The organism is Pseudomonas sp. 22082 (assembly GCF_052046055.1).
Lineage (GTDB): Bacteria > Pseudomonadota > Gammaproteobacteria > Pseudomonadales > Pseudomonadaceae > Aquipseudomonas > Aquipseudomonas pharyngis.
In genome coordinates this window covers 52,108-72,218 of record NZ_JBQEQB010000009.1, presented here as the reverse complement: position 1 = coordinate 72,218, position 20,111 = coordinate 52,108, and the positions used below count along the sequence as shown (strand labels likewise).

The following is a 20,111-nucleotide window of genomic DNA, read 5'->3' as shown; positions in this document are numbered from 1 at the left end:
TGCACCTCCTCTCGATGCATGCGGCTGCGCCGCACGGTCGCTGCGCTCCCACCCCCGGATCAATCCCTCCACTCAGCCTGCCGATGGGCCCTGCGATCAAAAGCGGTACTCGAGCTAACGCTCATCGTTTTGAGTGGGGAGGGGCGTGGCGTGTTTGGCTTTGGTTTTGTGGTGGGTTTACCCACCCCAGCCCTCTCCCCTAGGAGAGGGAGCCGAATGGTGGGTATTTCAAAGCTTGAGTTCGACTCGGTACTTCACGTCGGCGTAGCTCTCCCAAAGACCTCGTTCAGTTCCCTCTCCCTCCGGGCGGTCCGACGTTTCGGGAGGGCTAGGGTGAGGGAAGGCTCTTGATCTGGCTTTTGCTCTGGCTCTGGCTTTTGATTTTTTGCCCCTTCGGCAGGCCGAGCGTAGGTGTCCATCAGGGGGTAGGCGCGCAGCGCCGTGCGGCGAAGCCGCATACATCGAGAGGAGGTGCAGCGAAGCGAACCGTAGGCGATGCCCCCTGATGGACACCGTAGCGAGGGAACACTGAGCCTAGGCGAAGTGCCGTACGCCGGGGGCCAAGCCTTTTGGTTCCTTTTTGGCGTTTGAAAAAGGGACTCGCTGTAAGAGCGAAACCGCCAGCGGCAGCACCCGAAGCAACGGATATGCCCCCAATAAAAAAACCACAAAAAAACGGCCCCCATTCACATGGAGGCCGTTCCCGTTACAACTTAAGGCGCTATCGCAAGACAGCTCTTATTTGCGGTCTTCCAGCTTGGTGATATCCCGCGACTCGTAACCCGTGTAAAGCTGGCGCGGACGGCCAATCTTGTACGGGCTGGAGAGCATTTCCTTCCAGTGCGAGATCCAGCCGACAGTACGTGCCAGGGCGAAGATCACAGTGAACATGCTGGTCGGAATGCCGATCGCCTTGAGGATGATCCCCGAGTAGAAGTCGACGTTCGGGTACAGCGAGCGTTCGATGAAGTACGGGTCGGTCAGGGCGATCTCTTCCAGGCGCATGGCCAGTTCGAGTTGTGGATCGTTCTGGATGCCCAGTTCCTTCAACACTTCGTCGCAGGTCTGCTTCATGACAGTCGCGCGAGGGTCGCGGTTCTTGTAGACGCGGTGACCGAAGCCCATCAGCTTGAACGGATCGTTCTTGTCCTTGGCCTTGGCGATGAACTTGTCGATGTTCGAAACATCGCCGATTTCATCGAGCATGGTCAGCACGGCTTCGTTCGCACCGCCGTGGGCAGGGCCCCACAGGGCGGCGATGCCGGCGGCGATACAGGCGAACGGGTTGGCACCCGAGGAGCCCGCCAGACGCACGGTGGAGGTCGAAGCGTTCTGCTCGTGGTCGGCGTGGAGGATGAAGATCCGGTCCATGGCCTTGGCGAGTACCGGGCTGATCGGTTTGATCTCGCACGGGGTGTTGAACATCATGTGCAGGAAGTTTTCCGCGTACGACAGGTCGTTGCGCGGGTACATCATGGGTTGGCCCATGGAGTACTTGTAAACCATCGCGGCCAGGGTCGGCATCTTCGCAACCAGGCGGATCGCGGAGATTTCGCGATGCTGCGGGTTATTGATGTCGAGGGAGTCGTGGTAGAAGGCCGAGAGGGCGCCGACTACACCGCACATGACGGCCATCGGGTGGGCGTCACGGCGGAAGCCGTTGAAGAAGGTTTTCAGCTGCTCGTGAACCATGGTGTGGTTCTTCACGGTGCCGACGAACTGGGCCTTCTGTTCTGCGGTCGGCAGTTCGCCGTTCAGCAGCAGGTAGCAGGTTTCCAGGTAGTCCGACTTTTCAGCCAGCTGTTCGATCGGGTAGCCGCGGTGCAGCAGGATGCCGTTGTCGCCGTCGATATAGGTGATCTTCGATTCGCAGGAAGCGGTCGACATGAAACCGGGGTCGAAAGTGAAGCGGCCCGTGGCCGTCAGGCCCCGAACATCGATAACATCGGGACCAACGGTGCCGGTTAAAATGGGCAGCTCGACGGGGGCTGCGCCCTCGATGATCAACTGCGCTTTTTTGTCAGCCATGTGGCCTCCTATTTATGCTTGAAATCATCAGACAGACCCCCCACGCAGGGCCCGCACCACTATAGTGAGATAAATTCGAATGTCAATTTGCCTAAAGTCTTGCTCCAGAAGGCTTTAACCGTACTTTTTCCTCGAAATTGCCTGCCATTTACGCCTTTTATACGACTTGTGCAATCCGCTATTGGGGGTAGGCGATTGCGTTGTCATTAGTAGCCTAACTGTCTATACTCGGCGACCGACCGCCAAGGGCTTTTGGGCTTGCTTTCATTGGGGGTCGCATCCCTGGGTGGTGGTTACCTGACCAGTGCACTCCCCAACAACTTTGCCCTGATTGTTAGGGGCTCTTCAGTGTGAAAAAAAAGCCGTGAAAAGCCAACGACCTGTAAACCTAGACCTAAGGACCATCAAACTCCCCATCACCGGCGTTACGTCGTTTCTTCACCGTGTTTCCGGCATCATCCTCTTCCTGGGCCTTGGCATCATGCTTTATGCATTGGGCAAATCCCTGGGTTCCGAGGAAGGTTATGTCGAGGTGAAGGCATGCTTGACCAGCCCGCTGGCCAAGTTCGTAGCATGGGGCCTCCTGTCCGCTCTTCTGTATCACCTGGTTGCCGGTGTGCGCCACTTGATCATGGACATGGGCATCGGTGAGACGCTGGAAGGCGGCCGCCTGGGCTCGAAACTGATCATCGCCGTTTCCGTGGTGCTGATCGTTCTGGCAGGAGTTTGGATATGGTAACCAGCGTTACAAACCTTTCGCGTTCGGGCCTCTATGACTGGATGGCACAGCGTGTGTCTGCGGTCGTTCTCGCGGCTTATTTCATATTCCTGATCGGCTACCTCGCCGCGAACCCGGGCATTGGCTACGACCAATGGCACGGCCTGTTCGCCCACAACGGAATGCGTATCTTCAGTCTGCTGGCACTGGTTGCCCTGGGCGCTCACGCCTGGGTCGGCATGTGGACCATCGCGACCGACTACCTGACGCCAATGGCGCTGGGCAAGTCCGCGACTGCAGTACGTTTCCTTTTCCAGGCAGTATGCGGCGTCGCGATGTTCGCTTACTTCGTCTGGGGTGTGCAGATTCTCTGGGGTATCTGATTCATGGCTAACATTCCAACGATTTCTTTCGACGCCATCATTATTGGTGGCGGCGGTGCCGGCATGCGCGCGGCGCTGCAACTGGCACAGGGCGGTCACAAGACTGCCGTGATCACCAAGGTTTTCCCGACCCGTTCGCACACTGTGTCCGCACAGGGCGGGATCACCTGCGCCATCGCTTCGGCCGACCCGAACGATGACTGGCGCTGGCACATGTACGATACCGTCAAGGGTTCCGACTACATCGGTGACCAGGACGCTATCGAATACATGTGTCAGGAAGGCCCGGCTGCCGTTTTCGAGCTGGACCACATGGGTCTGCCGTTCTCGCGTACCGAGCAAGGCCGTATCTACCAGCGTCCGTTCGGCGGTCAGTCGAAGGATTACGGTAAAGGCGGGCAGGCTGCCCGTACGTGCGCCGCTTCCGACCGTACCGGTCACGCGCTGCTGCACACCCTTTATCAGGGCAACCTGAAAGCCGGTACCACGTTCCTGAACGAGTACTACGCTGTCGACCTGGTGAAAAACCAGGAAGGCGAATTCGTCGGTGTGATCGCGATCTGCATCGAAACCGGCGAAACCACCTATATCCGCGCGAAAGCCACCGTACTGGCTACCGGCGGTGCAGGTCGTATCTATGCATCCACCACCAACGCCCTGATCAACACCGGTGACGGCGTCGGCATGGCTCTGCGTGCTGGCGTGCCGGTACAAGACATCGAAATGTGGCAGTTCCACCCGACCGGCATCGCCGGCGCCGGTGTACTGGTTACCGAAGGTTGCCGTGGTGAAGGTGGTTACCTGATCAACAAGCACGGCGAGCGTTTCATGGAGCGTTATGCTCCGAACGCCAAAGACCTGGCCGGTCGTGACGTGGTTGCCCGTTCGATGGTTAAAGAGATCATCGCCGGTAACGGTTGCGGTCCGAATGGCGACCACGTGATGCTCAAGCTCGACCACCTGGGCGAGGAAGTGCTGCACAGCCGTCTGCCAGGCATCTGCGAACTGTCGAAGACTTTCGCACACGTTGACCCGGTGGTTGCTCCGGTTCCGGTTGTTCCGACTTGCCACTACATGATGGGCGGCGTGGCCACCAACATTCATGGCCAGGCGATCACCCAGGACGCCGAAGGCGTGGATCAGATCATCCCTGGTCTGTTCGCAGTAGGTGAAGTGGCTTGCGTATCGGTTCACGGTGCCAACCGTCTGGGCGGCAACTCGCTGCTCGACCTGGTGGTATTCGGCCGCGCTGCCGGCCTGCATCTGGAGAAGGCGCTGACCGACGGCATCGAATACGACGACGCGACCGAAGCCGACATCGAAGCTGCCCTGGCACGTCTGAACGCCCTGAACAACCGTACCGACGGCGAAGACGTCGCTACCCTGCGTCGCGAGCTGCAAAGCTGCATGCAGAACTACTTCGGTGTATTCCGTACCGGCGAATACATGCAGAAGGGTATTGCCCAGCTGGCTGATCTGCGCAAGCGCATCGCCAACGTGAAGATCAACGACAAGTCGCAGGCGTTCAACACTGCACGTATCGAAGCGCTGGAACTGCAAAACCTGCTGGAAGTGGCTGAAGCTACCGCCATCGCTGCCGAAGTACGTAAAGAGTCCCGCGGCGCTCACGCCCGTGAAGACTTCGAAGACCGTGACGACGAAAACTGGCTGTGCCACACCCTGTACTTCCCGGGTGAGAAACGCGTCGCCAAGCGTGCCGTGAACTTCTCGCCGAAGACTGTTCCGACTTTCGAACCTAAAGTCCGGACTTATTAAGGGTGACCGCCATGTTGCAAGTCAGTGTTTATCGTTACAACCCTGATCAGGACGCTGCGCCGTTCATGCAGGAATTCCAGGTTGATACCGGTGGTAAAGACCTGATGGTGCTGGACGTGCTGGCCCTGATCAAAGAGCAGGACGAAGGTTTCTCCTATCGTCGCTCCTGCCGTGAAGGCGTCTGCGGCTCCGACGGCATGAACATCAACGGCAAGAACGGCCTGGCGTGCATCACGCCGCTGTCCGCTGTCGTCAAAGGTAACAAGCTGATCGTTCGTCCGTTGCCAGGTTTGCCGGTTATCCGTGACCTGGTTGTCGATATGAGCATCTTCTACAAGCAATACGAGAAGGTTAAGCCATTCCTGCAGAACGACACGCCGGCTCCGGCCATCGAGCGTCTGCAGTCCCCTGAAGAGCGTGAAAAGCTCGACGGTCTGTACGAGTGCATCCTGTGCGCCTGCTGCTCGACCTCTTGCCCGTCCTTCTGGTGGAACCCGGACAAGTTCCTGGGTCCGGCTGCCCTGCTGCAAGCGTACCGCTTCCTGGCAGACAGCCGTGATACCAAGACGTCCGAGCGTCTGGCGTCCCTCGATGACCCGTTCAGCGTCTTCCGCTGCCGGGGCATCATGAACTGCGTCAACGTATGTCCGAAAGGCCTGAACCCGACTAAGGCCATCGGTCACATCCGTAACATGCTGCTTTCAAGCGGCGTGTGATTCAGCTGCTGTAACCGCTGTAACCGCAGAGGGCTTAGGCGCGGGCTTCAACCCGCGCCATGGCTATAACCAGAGCAGCAGCCATAAGCTGCGGCTCTTATTTTGAAGAAATGAGACAAGCAGGGGCATCCGGGCTGGTACCCGGACTATCAGTGTGATCCTAAGTGGCTTGTTTTGGTCGCTGCATTCGGACTTCTGCAAGCTTGCTCGGTGTCGGCACCGATGGTGTTCCCCTAACCGAGGGTGACCAAGCATGCAAGAAAGCGTGATGCAGCGCATGTGGAACAGCGCCTACCTTTCAGGTGGAAACGCTGCCTATGTGGAAGAGCTCTACGAGCTCTACCTGCACGACCCTAACGCTGTGCCAGAAGAGTGGCGCACCTACTTTCAGAAGCTGCCTGCCGACGGCAGCTCTGCCACCGATGTTTCGCACTCCACAATTCGCGATCATTTCGTGCTGCTGGCAAAGAACCAGCGCCGCGCCCAACCGGTTTCCGCCGGCAGCGTGAGCAGTGAGCACGAGAAAAAGCAGGTTGAAGTGCTGCGATTGATCCAGGCCTACCGTATGCGTGGCCACCAGGCAGCCCAGCTTGACCCGCTGGGGCTGTGGCAGCGTCCTGCACCTGCAGACCTGTCGATCAATCACTACGGCTTGACCAATGCCGATCTTGATACGACCTTCCGTGCCGGCGACCTGTTCATCGGCAAAGAGGAAGCGAGCCTACGCGAAATTCACGAAGCGTTGCAGCAGACATATTGCCGCACCATCGGCGCTGAATTTACGCACATCACCGATTCCGAGCAGCGCCAGTGGTTCCAGCAGCGTCTGGAAAGCGTGCGTGGTCGTCCGGAATACTCCGCGGACATCAAGAGCCACCTGCTCGAGCGCGTGACGGCCGGTGAAGGCCTGGAAAAATACCTGGGCACCAAGTACCCGGGCACCAAGCGTTTCGGTCTGGAAGGCGGCGAAAGCCTGATTCCGATGCTCGACGAACTGATCCAGCGTTCCGGTTCCTACGGCACCAAGGAAGTCGTCATCGGCATGGCCCACCGTGGCCGTCTGAACGTACTGGTCAACACCTTCGGCAAGAACCCGCGCGAGCTGTTCGACGAGTTCGAAGGCAAGAAGAAGGTCGAGCTGGGTTCCGGTGACGTCAAATACCACCAGGGCTTCTCGTCCAACGTAATGACCACCGGCGGTGAAGTTCACCTGGCCATGGCGTTCAACCCGTCCCACCTGGAAATCGTTTCCCCGGTGGTCGAGGGTTCGGTTCGCGCCCGTCAGGACCGTCGCAACGATTCGACCGGTGAGAAGGTTCTGCCGATCTCCATCCACGGTGATGCTGCATTCGCAGGTCAGGGCGTGGTCATGGAAACCTTCCAGATGTCGCAGACCCGCGGTTTCAAGACCGGCGGTACCGTGCACATCGTGATCAACAACCAGGTCGGTTTCACCATCAGCAACCCGCTGGACTCGCGTTCCACCGAGTACGCCACCGACGTCGCGAAAATGATCCAGGCGCCGATCCTCCATGTGAATGGTGATGATCCGGAAGCCGTATTGTTCGTAACCCAGCTGGCCATCGACTACCGCATGCAGTTCAAGCGTGACGTGGTGATCGACCTGGTCTGCTACCGTCGTCGCGGCCACAACGAGGCCGACGAGCCAAGCGGCACCCAGCCTCTGATGTATCAGCAGATCACCAAGCAGCGCACCACCCGTGAGCTGTACGCTGATCGTCTGACCCAGGCCGGTGTGCTGGACGCCGAGCGTGTTCAGGCGAAAGTCGACGAATACCGCAACGCGCTGGACAACGGTCTGCACGTCGTGAAATCGCTGGTCAAAGAGCCGAACAAAGAGCTGTTCGTGGACTGGCGTCCGTATCTGGGCCACGCCTGGACTGCGCGTCACGACACTCGCTTCGACCTCAAGACCCTGCAGGAACTGTCCGCCAAGCTGCTGGAAATTCCGGAAGGCTTCGTGGTTCAGCGTCAGGTTGCGAAGATCTACGAAGACCGTCAGAAGATGCAAGCCGGCGGCCTGCCGATCAACTGGGGTTACGCCGAAACCATGGCGTACGCGACCCTGGCGTTCGAAGGTCACCCGATCCGCATGACTGGCCAGGACATCGGCCGCGGTACGTTCTCGCACCGTCACGCTGTGCTGCACAACCAGAAAGATGCCGGTACCTACATTCCGCTCAAGCATCTGTATGAAGGTCAGCCACGCTTCGACCTGTACGATTCGTTCCTGTCGGAAGAAGCCGTACTGGCGTTCGAATACGGCTACTCGACCACCACGCCAAACGCGCTGGTGATCTGGGAAGCCCAGTTCGGCGACTTCGCCAACGGTGCGCAGGTTGTTATCGACCAGTTCATCACCAGCGGCGAGCACAAGTGGGGCCGTCTCTGCGGTCTGACCATGCTGCTGCCACACGGTTACGAAGGCCAAGGCCCTGAGCACAGCTCGGCACGTCTTGAGCGTTACCTGCAGCTGTGCGCCGAGCACAACATTCAGGTGTGCATGCCGACCACTCCGGCCCAGATCTACCACTTGCTGCGTCGTCAGGTGATTCGCCCGCTGCGCAAGCCATTGGTTGTTCTGACTCCAAAGTCGCTGCTGCGCCACAAACTGGCCATCTCGACCCTGGAAGATCTGGCCGAAGGTTCGTTCCAGACCGTTATCCCGGAAATCGATGCCCTGGACCCGAAAAAGGTCGAGCGCGTTGTTCTGTGCAGCGGCAAGGTCTACTACGACCTGCTGGAAAAACGTCGTGCCGAAGGCCGCGAAGATATCGCCATCGTGCGTATCGAGCAGCTGTACCCATTCCCTGAGGACGACTTGAAAGAAGTCCTGGCTCCTTACACCAATGCCAAAGCGGCCGTGTGGTGTCAGGAAGAGCCGATGAACCAGGGCGCCTGGTACTGCAGCCAGCACCACCTGCGTCGCAGCATCAGCAACCTCAACAAATCTCTCGTACTCGAGTACGCGGGCCGTGAGGCTTCTGCTGCACCAGCATGTGGTTACGCATCGATGCACGCCGAGCAGCAGGAACAACTGCTGCAAGACGCGTTTACCGTTTAACGCCTTCGCGCACCTGAAACCGAATTTAAGGAACCACAGATAATGGCTATCGAGATCAAAGCCCCCACTTTCCCGGAATCGGTTGCCGATGGCACCGTTGCCACCTGGCACAAACAACCGGGCGACGCCGTCAAGCGTGACGAACTGATCGTCGACATCGAAACCGACAAAGTCGTACTGGAAGTGCTGGCTACCGCCGACGGCGTGCTGGGCGCAATCGTCAAGGGCGAGGGCGACACCGTCCTGTCCGACGAAGTCCTGGGCTCCATCGTTGAAGGCGGCGCTGCTGCCGCCGCTCCGGCTGCCGCCGCTGCTCCGGCCGCTGCTGCCGCTGCACCTGCTGCCGCTGATGGCGAAGACGACCCGATCGCTGCTCCTGCCGCGCGCAAGCTGGCTGAAGAGAACGGCATCAACATCGCGTCCGTTGCCGGCACCGGCAAAGGCGGTCGCGTGACCAAGGAAGACGTGGTTGCAGCCGTTGCTGCCAAGAAAGCCGCTCCGGCTGCCGCGCCTGCCAAGGCTGCTGCTCCGGCCGCCGCCGCTCCTGTGTTCGCCGCTGGCGACCGCATCGAAAAGCGCGTTCCGATGACCCGCGTTCGTGCCACCGTTGCCAAGCGTCTGGTTGAAGCTCAATCGAACATGGCGATGCTGACCACTTTCAACGAAGTCGACATGACCGAAGTCATGGCCCTGCGTTCGAAGTACAAGGACCTGTTCGAGAAGTCCCACAACGGCGTACGCCTGGGCTTCATGTCGTTCTTCGTCAAGGCTGCCACCGAAGCGCTGAAACGCTTCCCGGCGGTCAACGCTTCGATCGACGGCAACGACATCGTTTACCACGGTTATGCCGACATCGGTGTCGCTGTTTCCAGCGACCGTGGCCTGGTAGTTCCGGTTCTGCGTAACGCCGAACACATGAGCCTGGCTGAAATCGAAGGCGGCATCGCCACCTTCGGCAAGAAAGCCCGTGACGGCAAACTGTCGATGGACGAAATGACCGGCGGCACCTTCACCATCACCAACGGTGGTACCTTCGGTTCGATGATGTCGACCCCGATCGTCAACCCGCCGCAGGCAGCGATTCTGGGCATGCACAACATCATCCAGCGTCCAATGGCCATCAACGGTCAGGTCGTGATCCGTCCGATGATGTACTTGGCACTGTCCTACGATCACCGTCTGATCGATGGCAAAGAAGCTGTAACCTTCCTGGTGACCATCAAGAACCTGCTGGAAGATCCGGCTCGTCTGTTGCTGGATATCTGATAGAAGCAGTCACGCGCTGCAAGCTTCAAGCTGCGGGAAAACGCAGCCTGGCTTGCAGCGCGCGGCTTGAAGCTTTTCGCTAAAGAGGATTTTTTGAATGTCGCAGAAATTTGACGTAGTAGTGATCGGTGCGGGCCCTGGCGGCTACGTGGCAGCTATCAAGGCCGCCCAACTCGGCCTGAGCACTGCCTGCATCGAGAAGTACACCGATGCTGAAGGCAAGCAAGCCCTGGGCGGCACCTGCCTGAACGTAGGCTGCATTCCTTCCAAGGCGCTGCTGGACAGCTCCTGGAAATACAAGGAAGCGAAAGAAAGCTTCAACGTCCACGGTATCTCGACCGGCGAAGTCAAAATGGACGTCGCTGCGATGGTTGGCCGCAAGGCTGGCATCGTCAAGAACCTGACCGGTGGTGTTGCCACTCTGTTCAAGGCCAACGGCGTCACTTCGATCCAGGGCCACGGCAAACTGCTGGCCGGCAAGAAAGTCGAAGTCACCAAGCCGGACGGCTCGGTTGAAGTCATCGAAGCCGAAAACGTCATTCTGGCTCCTGGCTCGCGTCCGATCGACATTCCACCGGCTCCGGTCGATCAGAAAGTCATCGTCGATTCGACCGGCGCTCTGGAATTCCAATCCGTACCTAAGCGTCTGGGTGTGATCGGCGCTGGCGTGATCGGTCTGGAACTGGGTTCGGTCTGGTCGCGTCTGGGTGCGGAAGTGACTGTCCTGGAAGCCCTGGACACCTTCCTGATGGCAGCGGACACCGCTGTTTCCAAGGAAGCGCTGAAAACCCTGACCAAACAGGGTCTGGACATCAAACTGGGCGCTCGCGTAACCGGCTCGAAAGTGAACGGCGACGAAGTCGTTGTGAACTACACCGACGCCAACGGCGAACAGACCATCACTTTCGACAAGCTGATCGTAGCCGTTGGTCGCCGTCCGGTGACCACTGATCTGCTGGCTGCCGACAGCGGCGTGACCCTGGACGAGCGCGGTTTCGTGCACGTTGACGATCACTGTGCCACCACCGTACCGGGCGTTTACGCCATCGGTGACGTGGTTCGCGGCATGATGCTGGCTCACAAGGCCTCGGAAGAGGGCATCATGGTTGTCGAGCGCATCAAGGGCCACAAGGCCCAGATGAACTATGACCTGATCCCTTCGGTTATTTATACTCACCCGGAAATCGCATGGGTCGGTAAAACCGAGCAGGCCTTGAAAGCTGAAGGCGTTGAAGTTAACGTCGGCACCTTCCCGTTCGCTGCATCCGGCCGTGCCATGGCCGCCAACGATACCGGTGGTTTCGTCAAGGTCATCGCCGATGCCAAGACTGACCGCGTATTGGGCGTGCACGTGATTGGCCCGAGCGCTGCAGAACTGGTTCAGCAGGGCGCGATCGGTATGGAATTCGGCACCAGCGCTGAAGACCTGGGCATGATGGTTTTCTCCCATCCGACCCTGTCTGAAGCCTTGCACGAAGCAGCTTTGGCAGTGAATGGCGGCGCCATCCACATTGCCAACCGCAAGAAGCGTTAAGACACACAATAAGAAACCACGGCGGTACGGCCCGTCGTGAGCCTTGCGTGCAAGACTCACCGCGGAATGTCCGCTGGACGCAGCCTTGCGTAGCTGCACCGGGTATCCGGCAAGGCTACGCAAGCAGCAGTCACAGGTGGCGCGGCACTCATAAAGAGCGCAGCGCCGAATGCGCAGTACCTAACGAAGACGGTAAAAAGCATGAATCTTCACGAGTATCAGGGTAAGCAGCTGTTCGCTGAATACGGCCTGCCAGTTTCCACTGGTTTCGCAGTAGACACCCCGGAAGCAGCAGCAGAAGCTTGCGACAAAATCGGCGGCAACGAGTGGGTTGTCAAAGCCCAGGTTCACGCCGGTGGTCGCGGTAAAGCGGGCGGCGTCAAGCTGGTTCGCAGCAAAGAAGACGCCAAAGCCTTCGCACAGCAGTGGCTGGGCAAGCGTCTGGTGACTTACCAGACTGACGCCAACGGCCAGCCAGTCACCAAGATCCTGGTTGAATCGTGCACTGATATCGCTAAAGAGCTGTACCTGGGCGCTGTCGTTGACCGTTCGAGCCGTCGCATCGTGTTCATGGCTTCCACCGAAGGTGGCGTGGACATCGAGAAAATCGCTCACGACACTCCAGAAAAAATTCTGAAAGCCACCATCGATCCACTGGTCGGCGCTCAGCCATTCCAGGGTCGCGAGCTGGCATTCCAGCTGGGTCTGGAAGGCAAGCAGGTTGCTCAGTTCGCCAAGATCTTCGTAGGTCTGGCCAAGCTGTTCAAGGATCACGACCTGGCTCTGCTGGAAGTGAACCCGCTGGTGATCAAGGCTGACGGCGATCTGCACTGCCTGGATGCCAAGATCAACATCGACGCCAACGCAATGTACCGCCAGCCCAAGCTGAAGACTTTCCACGATCCGTCGCAGGACGATCCGCGCGAAGCGCACGCTGCCAAGTTCGAACTGAACTACGTAGCGCTGGAAGGCAACATCGGCTGCATGGTGAACGGTGCCGGCCTGGCCATGGGTACCATGGACATCGTCAACCTGCACGGCGGCAAGCCAGCCAACTTCCTCGACGTAGGTGGTGGTGCTACCAAAGAACGCGTAACCGAAGCTTTCAAAATCATTCTGTCCGACAGCAATGTCGCTGCAGTACTGGTTAACATCTTCGGCGGCATCGTTCGTTGCGACATGATTGCCGAAGGCATCATCGGTGCAGTGAAAGAAGTCGGCGTGAAAATCCCGGTTGTTGTTCGTCTTGAAGGCAACAACGCTGAACTGGGCGCTAAAGTACTGGCAGAAAGCGGTTTGAACATCATCGCTGCTACCAGCCTGACCGACGCTGCTCAACAAGTCGTTAAAGCTGCGGAGGGCAAGTAATGAGCGTCCTGATCAATAAAGACACCAAAGTAATCTGCCAGGGCTTCACCGGTGCGCAGGGTACTTTCCACTCCGAACAAGCCATTGCCTACGGCACCAAAATGGTTGGCGGCGTGACGCCAGGCAAAGGTGGCACCACTCACCTGAACCTGCCTGTGTTCAACACCGTGAAAGAAGCTGTAGAAGCCACTGGCGCCACCGCCAGCGTGATCTACGTTCCGGCTCCTTTCTGCAAGGACTCGATCCTGGAAGCAGCTTTCGGCGGCATCAAGCTGATCGTCTGCATCACCGAAGGCATTCCTACCCTGGACATGCTGGACGCCAAAGTTAAGTGCGACGAGCTGGGTGTTACCCTGATCGGCCCTAACTGCCCAGGCGTGATCACCCCAGGCGAATGCAAGATCGGCATCATGCCAGGTCACATTCACTTGCCAGGCAAGGTCGGTATCGTTTCCCGTTCCGGCACCCTGACCTACGAAGCTGTGAAGCAGACTACTGACGCCGGTTTCGGTCAGTCGACTTGCGTCGGCATCGGTGGTGACCCGATCCCGGGTTCGAACTTCATCGACATCCTGAAGCTGTTCCAGGAAGACCCGAAGACCGAAGCGATCGTCATGATCGGCGAGATCGGCGGTTCGGCTGAAGAAGAAGCGGCTGCCTACATCAAGGCTAACGTGACCAAGCCGGTTGTTTCCTACATCGCTGGTGTGACTGCTCCTCCGGGCAAGCGCATGGGCCATGCTGGCGCAATCATCTCCGGCGGCAAAGGCACTGCAGACGAGAAATTCGCTGCTCTGCAAGACGCAGGCGTGAAAACCGTGCGTTCGCTGGCAGACATCGGCAAGGCCCTGGCCGAGCTGACTGGCTGGGAAGTGAAGAAGTAAGCTTCGGCTGACTTCTCTGCTACAGCAACAAAGGCCACCTTCGGGTGGCCTTTGTCGTTTCTGGCGTTCGGGTGGACGATGGCAATTTATAAGCACTCATCCAATAACATGCAAAAACGCGACACAGAAACGTCGCGTATCGGATAGTTCGCCCTCTAACAGTGCGTTTGTCGGGCAAATTCGTTAGGCTAGCCGCCATTTTGCGTCTGCCGCCCACAAGGCATGCAACGCGCTAAACGGGTCAGTCTTATACGGATTGACAGCATTTCCCTAACCCCACAGGGAAATCCCCCTCTAAATTCCGATTCAGTAGTGTGGTATTTCCTTAATGAAAGTTTTGAAAGGTCAGGACATCCTGGCACTTGGCTTTATGACATTCGCCCTGTTCGTCGGGGCCGGCAACATCATCTTCCCGCCTATCGTCGGTTTGCAGTCCGGGCCTAACGTCTGGATTGCGGCGCTGGGCTTTCTGATCACGGCGGTCGGTCTGCCGGTGGTCACCGTGGTCGCACTGGCCAAGGTCGGTGGCGCAATGGATGCCCTGAGCAGCCCGATCGGCAAAATCGCTGGTGGCGTGCTGGCAGCGGCTTGCTACCTGGCCGTCGGCCCATTGTTCGCCACCCCGCGAACCGCGACCGTCTCCTTTGAAGTAGGTCTGGCGCCGCTGACCGGCGAGAGCCCGCTGGCACTGTTCCTCTACAGTTCGGTGTACTTCCTGCTGGTGTTCTTCATTTCGCTCTACCCTGGGCGTCTGCTGGACACTGTCGGTCGCTTCCTCGCGCCGCTGAAAATCATCGCCCTGGCCGTGCTCGGCATCGCCGCATTCGCACTGCCGGCTGGTGATATCGGCGTGGCCACTCCGGAATACGTTGCGGCACCGTTCTCCCAGGGCTTCATCAATGGTTATCTGACCATGGATACCCTCGGCGCGCTGGTGTTCGGCATCGTCATCGTCAACGCGATCCGCTCCCGTGGCGTCGAGTCGCCGGCGCTGATCACCCGTTACGCGATCATCGCCGGGCTGATTGCCGGTGTCGGTCTGGCGCTGGTGTATGTCAGCCTGTTCCGTCTGGGTTCCGGCAGCCATGAAGTGGCGGCGGGCGCGACCAACGGCGCGGCGGTGCTGCACGCCTACGTGCAACACACCTTCGGTTCGCTGGGCAGTGGCTTCCTTGCCGTGCTGATCTCCCTGGCGTGCCTGGTGACGGCGGTTGGCCTGACCTGCGCCTGTGCCGAATACTTCAGCCGCGTACTGCCGCTGTCGTACAAGACCCTGGTGATCATCCTGGCGGCGTTCTCGCTGTTGGTGTCCAACCTGGGCCTGACCAAGCTGATCGCGTTCTCGATCCCGGTACTGACCGCGATCTACCCGCCGTGCATCGTGCTGGTGGCCCTGAGCTTCTGTGCGGCGTTCTGGCATGAACAGAGCCGCATCATGGGCCCGGTAATGTTGGTGTCGTTTGTGTTCGGTACCATCGATGCCCTGAAAGGCGCCGGTCTGGCTGACTGGATGCCATCGCAACTGGCCCACCTGCCGCTGAGCGAGCAAGGTCTGGCGTGGCTGGTGCCGTGCGTGATGACCCTGGTGGTTGCCGTGGTTTGCGACCGCCTGCTGGGCAAGCGCGCCGAAGCACTCGCTTAAGATTGCCGGGTCGCCACAAGCGGCTGCCGAGCGATTAAACAGAAATGCCCCGTATCAATCGATACGGGGCATTTTTTATGGGCTTCAGGCAGTGTCTTTTTCCGTCGACTAACGTCGAAGGGGAGCCGAAATCTTCATCACAGGGAATTGCATGTCGTTCATCCAAGCCAACCTGATCCACCTGCTGGCCGCGCTCTGGTTTGTCATCTGCTGGGGCGGCTACACCCGTTATGCCACCTGGAAGGGCCGTGACACCGCGTGCCTGGCCAGCGTGCTGCACCTGTACCGCGAAGACTGGATGCGCCGCATGCTGCTGCGCGACAACCGCATCGCCGATGCCAGCGTGATCGGCAACCTTGAGCGCAACGCCTCGTTCTTCGCTTCCAGCACACTGATTATCCTGGCGGGCATTCTGACCGTGCTCGGCGCTTCCGAGCGCGCGGTGTCATTGCTGGCGGACATTCCGATGGTGCAACAGGCTTCGCAGGGCATGTCGGAGATCAAGTTGCTGTGCCTGGCGCTGGTGTTCGTCTATGCCTTCTTCACCTTCAGTTGGTGCATGCGCCAGTACAACTTCGCCGCGATTCTGGTCGGCTCGGCCCCGATGATCGGTGAGCGGCAAGTCTCGGAGCAGGAGCGCAAGGCGTTCGCCTCGCGGGCAGCGCGGGTGATTTCGATGGCGGCCAACCAGTTCAACTTCGGTCTGCGTTCGTATTACTTCGGGATGAGCATGCTGGCGTGGTTCGTCAGCCCGTGGCTGTTCATGTTGATGAGCGCCGGCGTGGTGCTGGTGTTGTATCGCCGGGAGTTTCATTCCGACGTGCTCGATGTAATGGTCTATACCCCTACAGAGGCGCCATTGCCCGAAGCGAACAAAGAGGCTGCTTGATGAGTATTCCGTTCTGGTGTGTGTTTATCAGTGCATTGTTGATCTACGTGGCGCGTATGCCGGTCGGCAAGGCCATGAAAGAGCAGGGCGGTTACAACAACCATCTGCCGCGTCAGCAACAGGCGCAACTCACCGGTTACGGAGCGCGGGCGCTGGCGGCACATCAGAACAGCATCGAAGCGTTCATCCTGTTCGCCGTTGGCGTGCTGATGGCGCATACCACGCAGACGGCGGGATGGCTGATCGATACATTGGCGATCATCTTCGTGATCTCACGGATTTTCTATCTGTGGTTTTACCTGGCGGATATTCCCAAGCTGCGCAGTCTGGTCTGGCTGGTCGGCTTAGTGTGTTCATTGTTGCTGATGATTAGTCCGACTTTTAGAACTGTTTTGCTCTAAGACGGCATGGGCAAAAAATCACAGGCAAAAGAAAACCCGCACTTGGCGGGTTTTCTTTTTTGGCCATCAAGAGCGGCTTATTGCTTCTTGGCAGCTTCTTCTTGCGCTGCAGCGTTCGATTCGGCCTGAGCTTTGGCAGCTTCGGCGTTTTCTTTCGCTGCGTCGTTCACTTTATCCTGAGCTTTGTTCATGTCTTGCTGAGCTTGTTCAGCATGTTGGTTGGCATCTTGAGCTTTGTCCTCGGATTTTTTATCGCAGGCAGCGAGACCGAGGGAAGCGGTCAACATCAAGGCAATAGCTAAAGTCTTACGCATGGGGTGTTTCTCCTTATGGAAAATAACTACTGGCCTTAAGAGCTCAGGCCCACGGCTTAAGTTCCTCATTTCTTTCAGATATATAAGTTTGTTTTGCAATGGAACTTTTGCTGTTCTTTCCACTACTGGGAATAGCCACTAACAAGAGTAATTATCAAATGGCCGAAAACCCCGTTTTTGAGCGTGCGACACGGTTTCTCTCGGCCTTGCGCCACTGTCAGGTGCTGGGATTGAAGGTGCATGGCGCAAGTAGCGAAGGCCTGACGGTGGTGCTGCCGTACAGTGCGCAAATCGTTGGCAATCCGCTGACCGGCGTGATCCACGGCGGGGCGATCACGTCGCTGATGGATACCGCGTGCGGCATGTCGACCCTGTGCGTCCTGCCGGAATTCGAAGTCTGCCCGACCCTCGATCTGCGCATCGACTACATGCATGCCGCTGAGCCGCATAAAGATGTTTACGGCTTCGCCCAATGTTATCGAGTCGCCACCGATGTGATCTTCGCTCGCGGCTTTGCCTATCAGGACGATCCCGAGCAGCCGATTGCCCATGTCGTCGGCACCTTCATGCGCATGGGCAAGGGCCTTAAAGGCACCAAAGGCTTTGGTGGCGCGATCAAGGGAGAAACCCCATGAGCGATGATTTCAAGCAGCAGCTGCAAGAGGCCCACGAGACGGGTAACTACGCGCCGCTCCTGAAGCTGATTCCCTATGCCGGGCTGATCGGCGTCGAGTGTTCGCGGGTCGGTGATGACTTGCTGTTCAAGCTGCCGGCCAACAAGGACAACATTGGTAACCCTTTATTGCCGGCGATTCACGGCGGGGTGATTGCCGGGTTCATGGAGCTGTCCGCGGCCCTGCACCTGCTGATTTTCACCGGCGCGCCCGGTGTGCCGAAAATTATCGATTTCTCCCTCGATTACCTGCGGGCCGGGCAGTTTCGCGATACCTGGGCCCGGTGTCAGGTCTGCCGCCAGGGCCGGCGGGTGGCCAACGTCGCGGTCACGGCCTGGCAAAGTACCGAGAGCGAACCGATCGCCACTGCCCGCGCGCATTTCAAAATCGATGAGCCCTTGAAATCCTGAAGCACGCCCCCAACTCACAGAACAACCCGCCGCCGACCGGTAAGGTCGCGGCCAATGCCATCTGATTGGAGTTTGATGACCATGAGTGTGGAAACTCAAAAGGAAACCCTGGGCTTCCAGACCGAGGTGAAGCAACTGCTGCACCTCATGATCCATTCGCTGTATTCCAACAAGGAAATCTTCCTTCGCGAATTGATCTCGAACGCCTCTGACGCTGTCGACAAATTGCGCTTCGAAGCCCTGGCCAAGCCTGAGTTGCTCGAAGATGGCGCTGAACTGAAAATCCGTGTGAGCTTCGACAAGGACGCCAAGACCGTCACCCTCGAAGACAACGGCATCGGCATGAACCGTGACGATGTGATCACCCACCTGGGTACCATCGCCAAATCCGGCACTGCCGATTTCATGAAAAACCTGTCCGGCGATCAGAAGAAGGATTCGCACCTGATCGGTCAGTTCGGCGTGGGTTTCTACTCGGCCTTCATCGTTGCTGACAAAGTTGACGTGTACAGCCGTCGCGCCGGCACTGCTGCCAGCGAAGGCGTGCACTGGTCGTCGAAAGGCGAGGGCGAATTCGAAGTCGCCACCCTCGACAAGCCGGAGCGCGGCACCCGCATCGTCCTGCACCTGAAATCCGGTGAAGACGAGTTTGCCGATGGCTGGCGTCTGCGCAACATCATCAAGAAGTACTCCGACCACATCGCGCTGCCGATCGAGCTGCCGAAAGAAGTGGCCGCTGCCGAAGGCGAAGAGAAGTCTGAAGTTGAATGGGAAACCGTCAACCGCGCCAGCGCCCTGTGGACCCGTCCTCGCACCGAAGTGAAGGACGAGGAATACCAGGAGTTCTACAAACACATCGCTCACGACTTCGAAAACCCGCTGTCGTGGAGTCACAACAAGGTTGAAGGCAAGCTCGAGTACAGCTCGCTGCTGTACGTGCCGGCCCGCGCACCGTTTGATCTGTACCAGCGTGAAGCGCCGAAAGGCCTGAAGCTGTACGTACAGCGCGTGTTCGTGATGGATCAGGCCGAGTCGTTCCTGCCGCTGTACCTGCGCTTCATCAAGGGCGTGGTCGACTCCAACGACCTGTCGCTGAACGTGTCGCGGGAAATCCTGCAGAAAGACCCGATCATCGACTCGATGAAGTCGGCGCTGACCAAGCGCGTGCTGGACATGCTGGAAAAACTGGCGAAGAACGAGCCTGAGCAATACAAGGGCTTCTGGAAAAACTTCGGTCAGGTCATGAAAGAAGGCCCGGCAGAAGATTTCGCCAACAAGGAAAAAATTGCCGGTCTGCTGCGTTTCGCATCGACCAACGGCACCGATGGCGAGCAGATCGTCGGTCTGGCCGAGTACCTGGCGCGCGCCAAGGACGGTCAGGACAAGATCTACTACCTCACCGGCGAAACCTACGCGCAGGTCAAGAACAGCCCGCACCTGGAAGTCTTCCGCAAGAAAGGCATCGAAGTGCTGCTGCTGACCGACCGCATCGACGAGTGGCTGATGAGCTACCTGAGCGAGTTCGACGGCAAGAGCTTTGTCGACGTCGCACGCGGTGACCTGGACCTGGGCAACCTGGACTCGGAAGAGGACAAGAAGGCCGCAGAAGAAGTCGCCAAGTCGAAAGAAGGTCTGGTCGAGCGCCTGAAAACCGCACTGGGCGATTCCGTTGCCGAAGTCCGGGTTTCCCATCGCCTGACCGATTCGCCGGCCATTCTGGCGATTGGCGAGCAGGATCTGGGTCTGCAAATGCGTCAGATCCTTGAAGCCAGTGGGCAAAAGGTGCCGGATTCGAAGCCGATCTTCGAATTCAACCCGAGCCACCCGCTGATCGAGAAGCTCGACAACGAGGCCAGCGAAGATCGCTTCAGCGACCTGTCGCACATCCTCTTCGACCAGGCCGCCCTGGCGGCGGGCGACAGCTTGAAAGACCCGGCCGCTTACGTGACCCGTCTGAACAAGCTGCTGGTCGAGCTGTCGGCCTGATCAAGCTGTAGAAAAACCCGCTTCGGCGGGTTTTTTC

General features: G+C 58.5%; 17 protein-coding genes. 15 read left to right on the top strand and 2 right to left on the bottom strand.

Annotated features, from left to right (window positions below; translation table 11 throughout):
• Positions 1 to 738 precede the first annotated feature (738 nt).
• Entirely contained in the window at positions 739 to 2,028 is a 1,290-nt protein-coding gene (gene gltA / locus ACTJK9_RS12790) for a citrate synthase (RefSeq protein WP_007959044.1), read from the bottom strand.
• Between the two features lie 364 nt (positions 2,029 to 2,392).
• Here gltA and sdhC point away from each other — a divergent pair, with 364 nt between their 5' ends.
• The 12 genes from sdhC (at position 2,393) to ACTJK9_RS12730 (ending at position 16,690) form a co-directional block, all read left to right on the top strand.
• Positions 2,393 to 2,767, top strand: coding sequence for a succinate dehydrogenase, cytochrome b556 subunit (sdhC, locus tag ACTJK9_RS12785; RefSeq protein ID WP_011333113.1), 375 nt, complete (start codon positions 2,393 to 2,395; stop codon positions 2,765 to 2,767).
• Positions 2,761 to 3,129 carry a succinate dehydrogenase, hydrophobic membrane anchor protein gene (gene sdhD, locus ACTJK9_RS12780; RefSeq protein ID WP_007977503.1) on the top strand — a complete coding sequence of 123 codons (369 nt, stop codon included), beginning with the start codon at positions 2,761 to 2,763 and terminating at the stop codon, positions 3,127 to 3,129. Before sdhC ends, sdhD begins: the two co-directional genes overlap by 7 nt.
• Positions 3,130 to 3,132: 3 nt before the next feature.
• On the top strand, positions 3,133 to 4,905 hold the full coding sequence (sdhA, locus tag ACTJK9_RS12775; protein WP_011333114.1) for a succinate dehydrogenase flavoprotein subunit: 1,773 nt from the start codon (positions 3,133 to 3,135) through the stop codon (positions 4,903 to 4,905).
• An 11-nt stretch (positions 4,906 to 4,916) separates the two neighbouring features.
• A complete protein-coding gene (locus ACTJK9_RS12770) occupies positions 4,917 to 5,621 on the top strand; it encodes a succinate dehydrogenase iron-sulfur subunit (RefSeq protein ID WP_007959035.1) in 705 nt (234 codons plus the stop codon).
• A gap of 253 nt (positions 5,622 to 5,874) precedes the next feature.
• On the top strand, positions 5,875 to 8,706 hold the full coding sequence (locus ACTJK9_RS12765) for a 2-oxoglutarate dehydrogenase E1 component (protein ID WP_039769786.1): 2,832 nt from the start codon (positions 5,875 to 5,877) through the stop codon (positions 8,704 to 8,706).
• Between the two features lie 42 nt (positions 8,707 to 8,748).
• On the top strand, positions 8,749 to 9,972 hold the full coding sequence (gene odhB, locus ACTJK9_RS12760; RefSeq protein WP_039769789.1) for a 2-oxoglutarate dehydrogenase complex dihydrolipoyllysine-residue succinyltransferase: 1,224 nt from the start codon (positions 8,749 to 8,751) through the stop codon (positions 9,970 to 9,972).
• A gap of 97 nt (positions 9,973 to 10,069) precedes the next feature.
• Entirely contained in the window at positions 10,070 to 11,506 is a 1,437-nt protein-coding gene (gene lpdA / locus ACTJK9_RS12755; RefSeq protein ID WP_011333117.1) for a dihydrolipoyl dehydrogenase, read from the top strand.
• A gap of 201 nt (positions 11,507 to 11,707) precedes the next feature.
• A complete protein-coding gene (gene sucC / locus ACTJK9_RS12750) occupies positions 11,708 to 12,874 on the top strand; it encodes an ADP-forming succinate--CoA ligase subunit beta (protein WP_007959029.1) in 1,167 nt (388 codons plus the stop codon).
• Complete coding sequence (sucD, locus tag ACTJK9_RS12745; RefSeq protein WP_011333119.1) at positions 12,874 to 13,758, top strand: succinate--CoA ligase subunit alpha; 885 nt, start codon at positions 12,874 to 12,876, stop codon at positions 13,756 to 13,758. The genes sucC and sucD overlap by 1 nt, the downstream gene beginning before the upstream one ends.
• Before the next feature lie 328 nt (positions 13,759 to 14,086).
• Positions 14,087 to 15,400: a branched-chain amino acid transport system II carrier protein gene (gene brnQ / locus ACTJK9_RS12740; protein ID WP_039769790.1), complete on the top strand. Its 1,314-nt coding sequence runs from the start codon at positions 14,087 to 14,089 to the stop codon at positions 15,398 to 15,400.
• 151 nt (positions 15,401 to 15,551) lie between these two features.
• The gene (locus ACTJK9_RS12735) at positions 15,552 to 16,289 is read left to right on the top strand and encodes a DUF599 domain-containing protein (protein ID WP_011333121.1); all 738 of its coding nucleotides are present in this window, start codon (positions 15,552 to 15,554) and stop codon (positions 16,287 to 16,289) included.
• Entirely contained in the window at positions 16,289 to 16,690 is a 402-nt protein-coding gene (locus tag ACTJK9_RS12730; protein ID WP_064594489.1) for an MAPEG family protein, read from the top strand. The genes ACTJK9_RS12735 and ACTJK9_RS12730 overlap by 1 nt, the downstream gene beginning before the upstream one ends.
• Before the next feature lie 77 nt (positions 16,691 to 16,767).
• Here ACTJK9_RS12730 and ACTJK9_RS12725 read toward each other — a convergent pair whose 3' ends face one another.
• Positions 16,768 to 17,004, bottom strand: coding sequence for a hypothetical protein (locus ACTJK9_RS12725; protein ID WP_007959016.1), 237 nt, complete (start codon positions 17,002 to 17,004; stop codon positions 16,768 to 16,770).
• Between the two features lie 158 nt (positions 17,005 to 17,162).
• Here ACTJK9_RS12725 and ACTJK9_RS12720 point away from each other — a divergent pair, with 158 nt between their 5' ends.
• From ACTJK9_RS12720 to htpG, 3 genes are all read left to right on the top strand, one after another.
• Entirely contained in the window at positions 17,163 to 17,639 is a 477-nt protein-coding gene (locus tag ACTJK9_RS12720) for a PaaI family thioesterase (RefSeq protein WP_440814155.1), read from the top strand.
• Positions 17,636 to 18,088: a PaaI family thioesterase gene (locus ACTJK9_RS12715; RefSeq protein ID WP_085611495.1), complete on the top strand. Its 453-nt coding sequence runs from the start codon at positions 17,636 to 17,638 to the stop codon at positions 18,086 to 18,088. Before ACTJK9_RS12720 ends, ACTJK9_RS12715 begins: the two co-directional genes overlap by 4 nt.
• 81 nt (positions 18,089 to 18,169) lie before the next feature.
• Positions 18,170 to 20,074: a molecular chaperone HtpG gene (gene htpG, locus ACTJK9_RS12710; RefSeq protein WP_440814153.1), complete on the top strand. Its 1,905-nt coding sequence runs from the start codon at positions 18,170 to 18,172 to the stop codon at positions 20,072 to 20,074.
• Positions 20,075 to 20,111 lie beyond the last annotated feature (37 nt).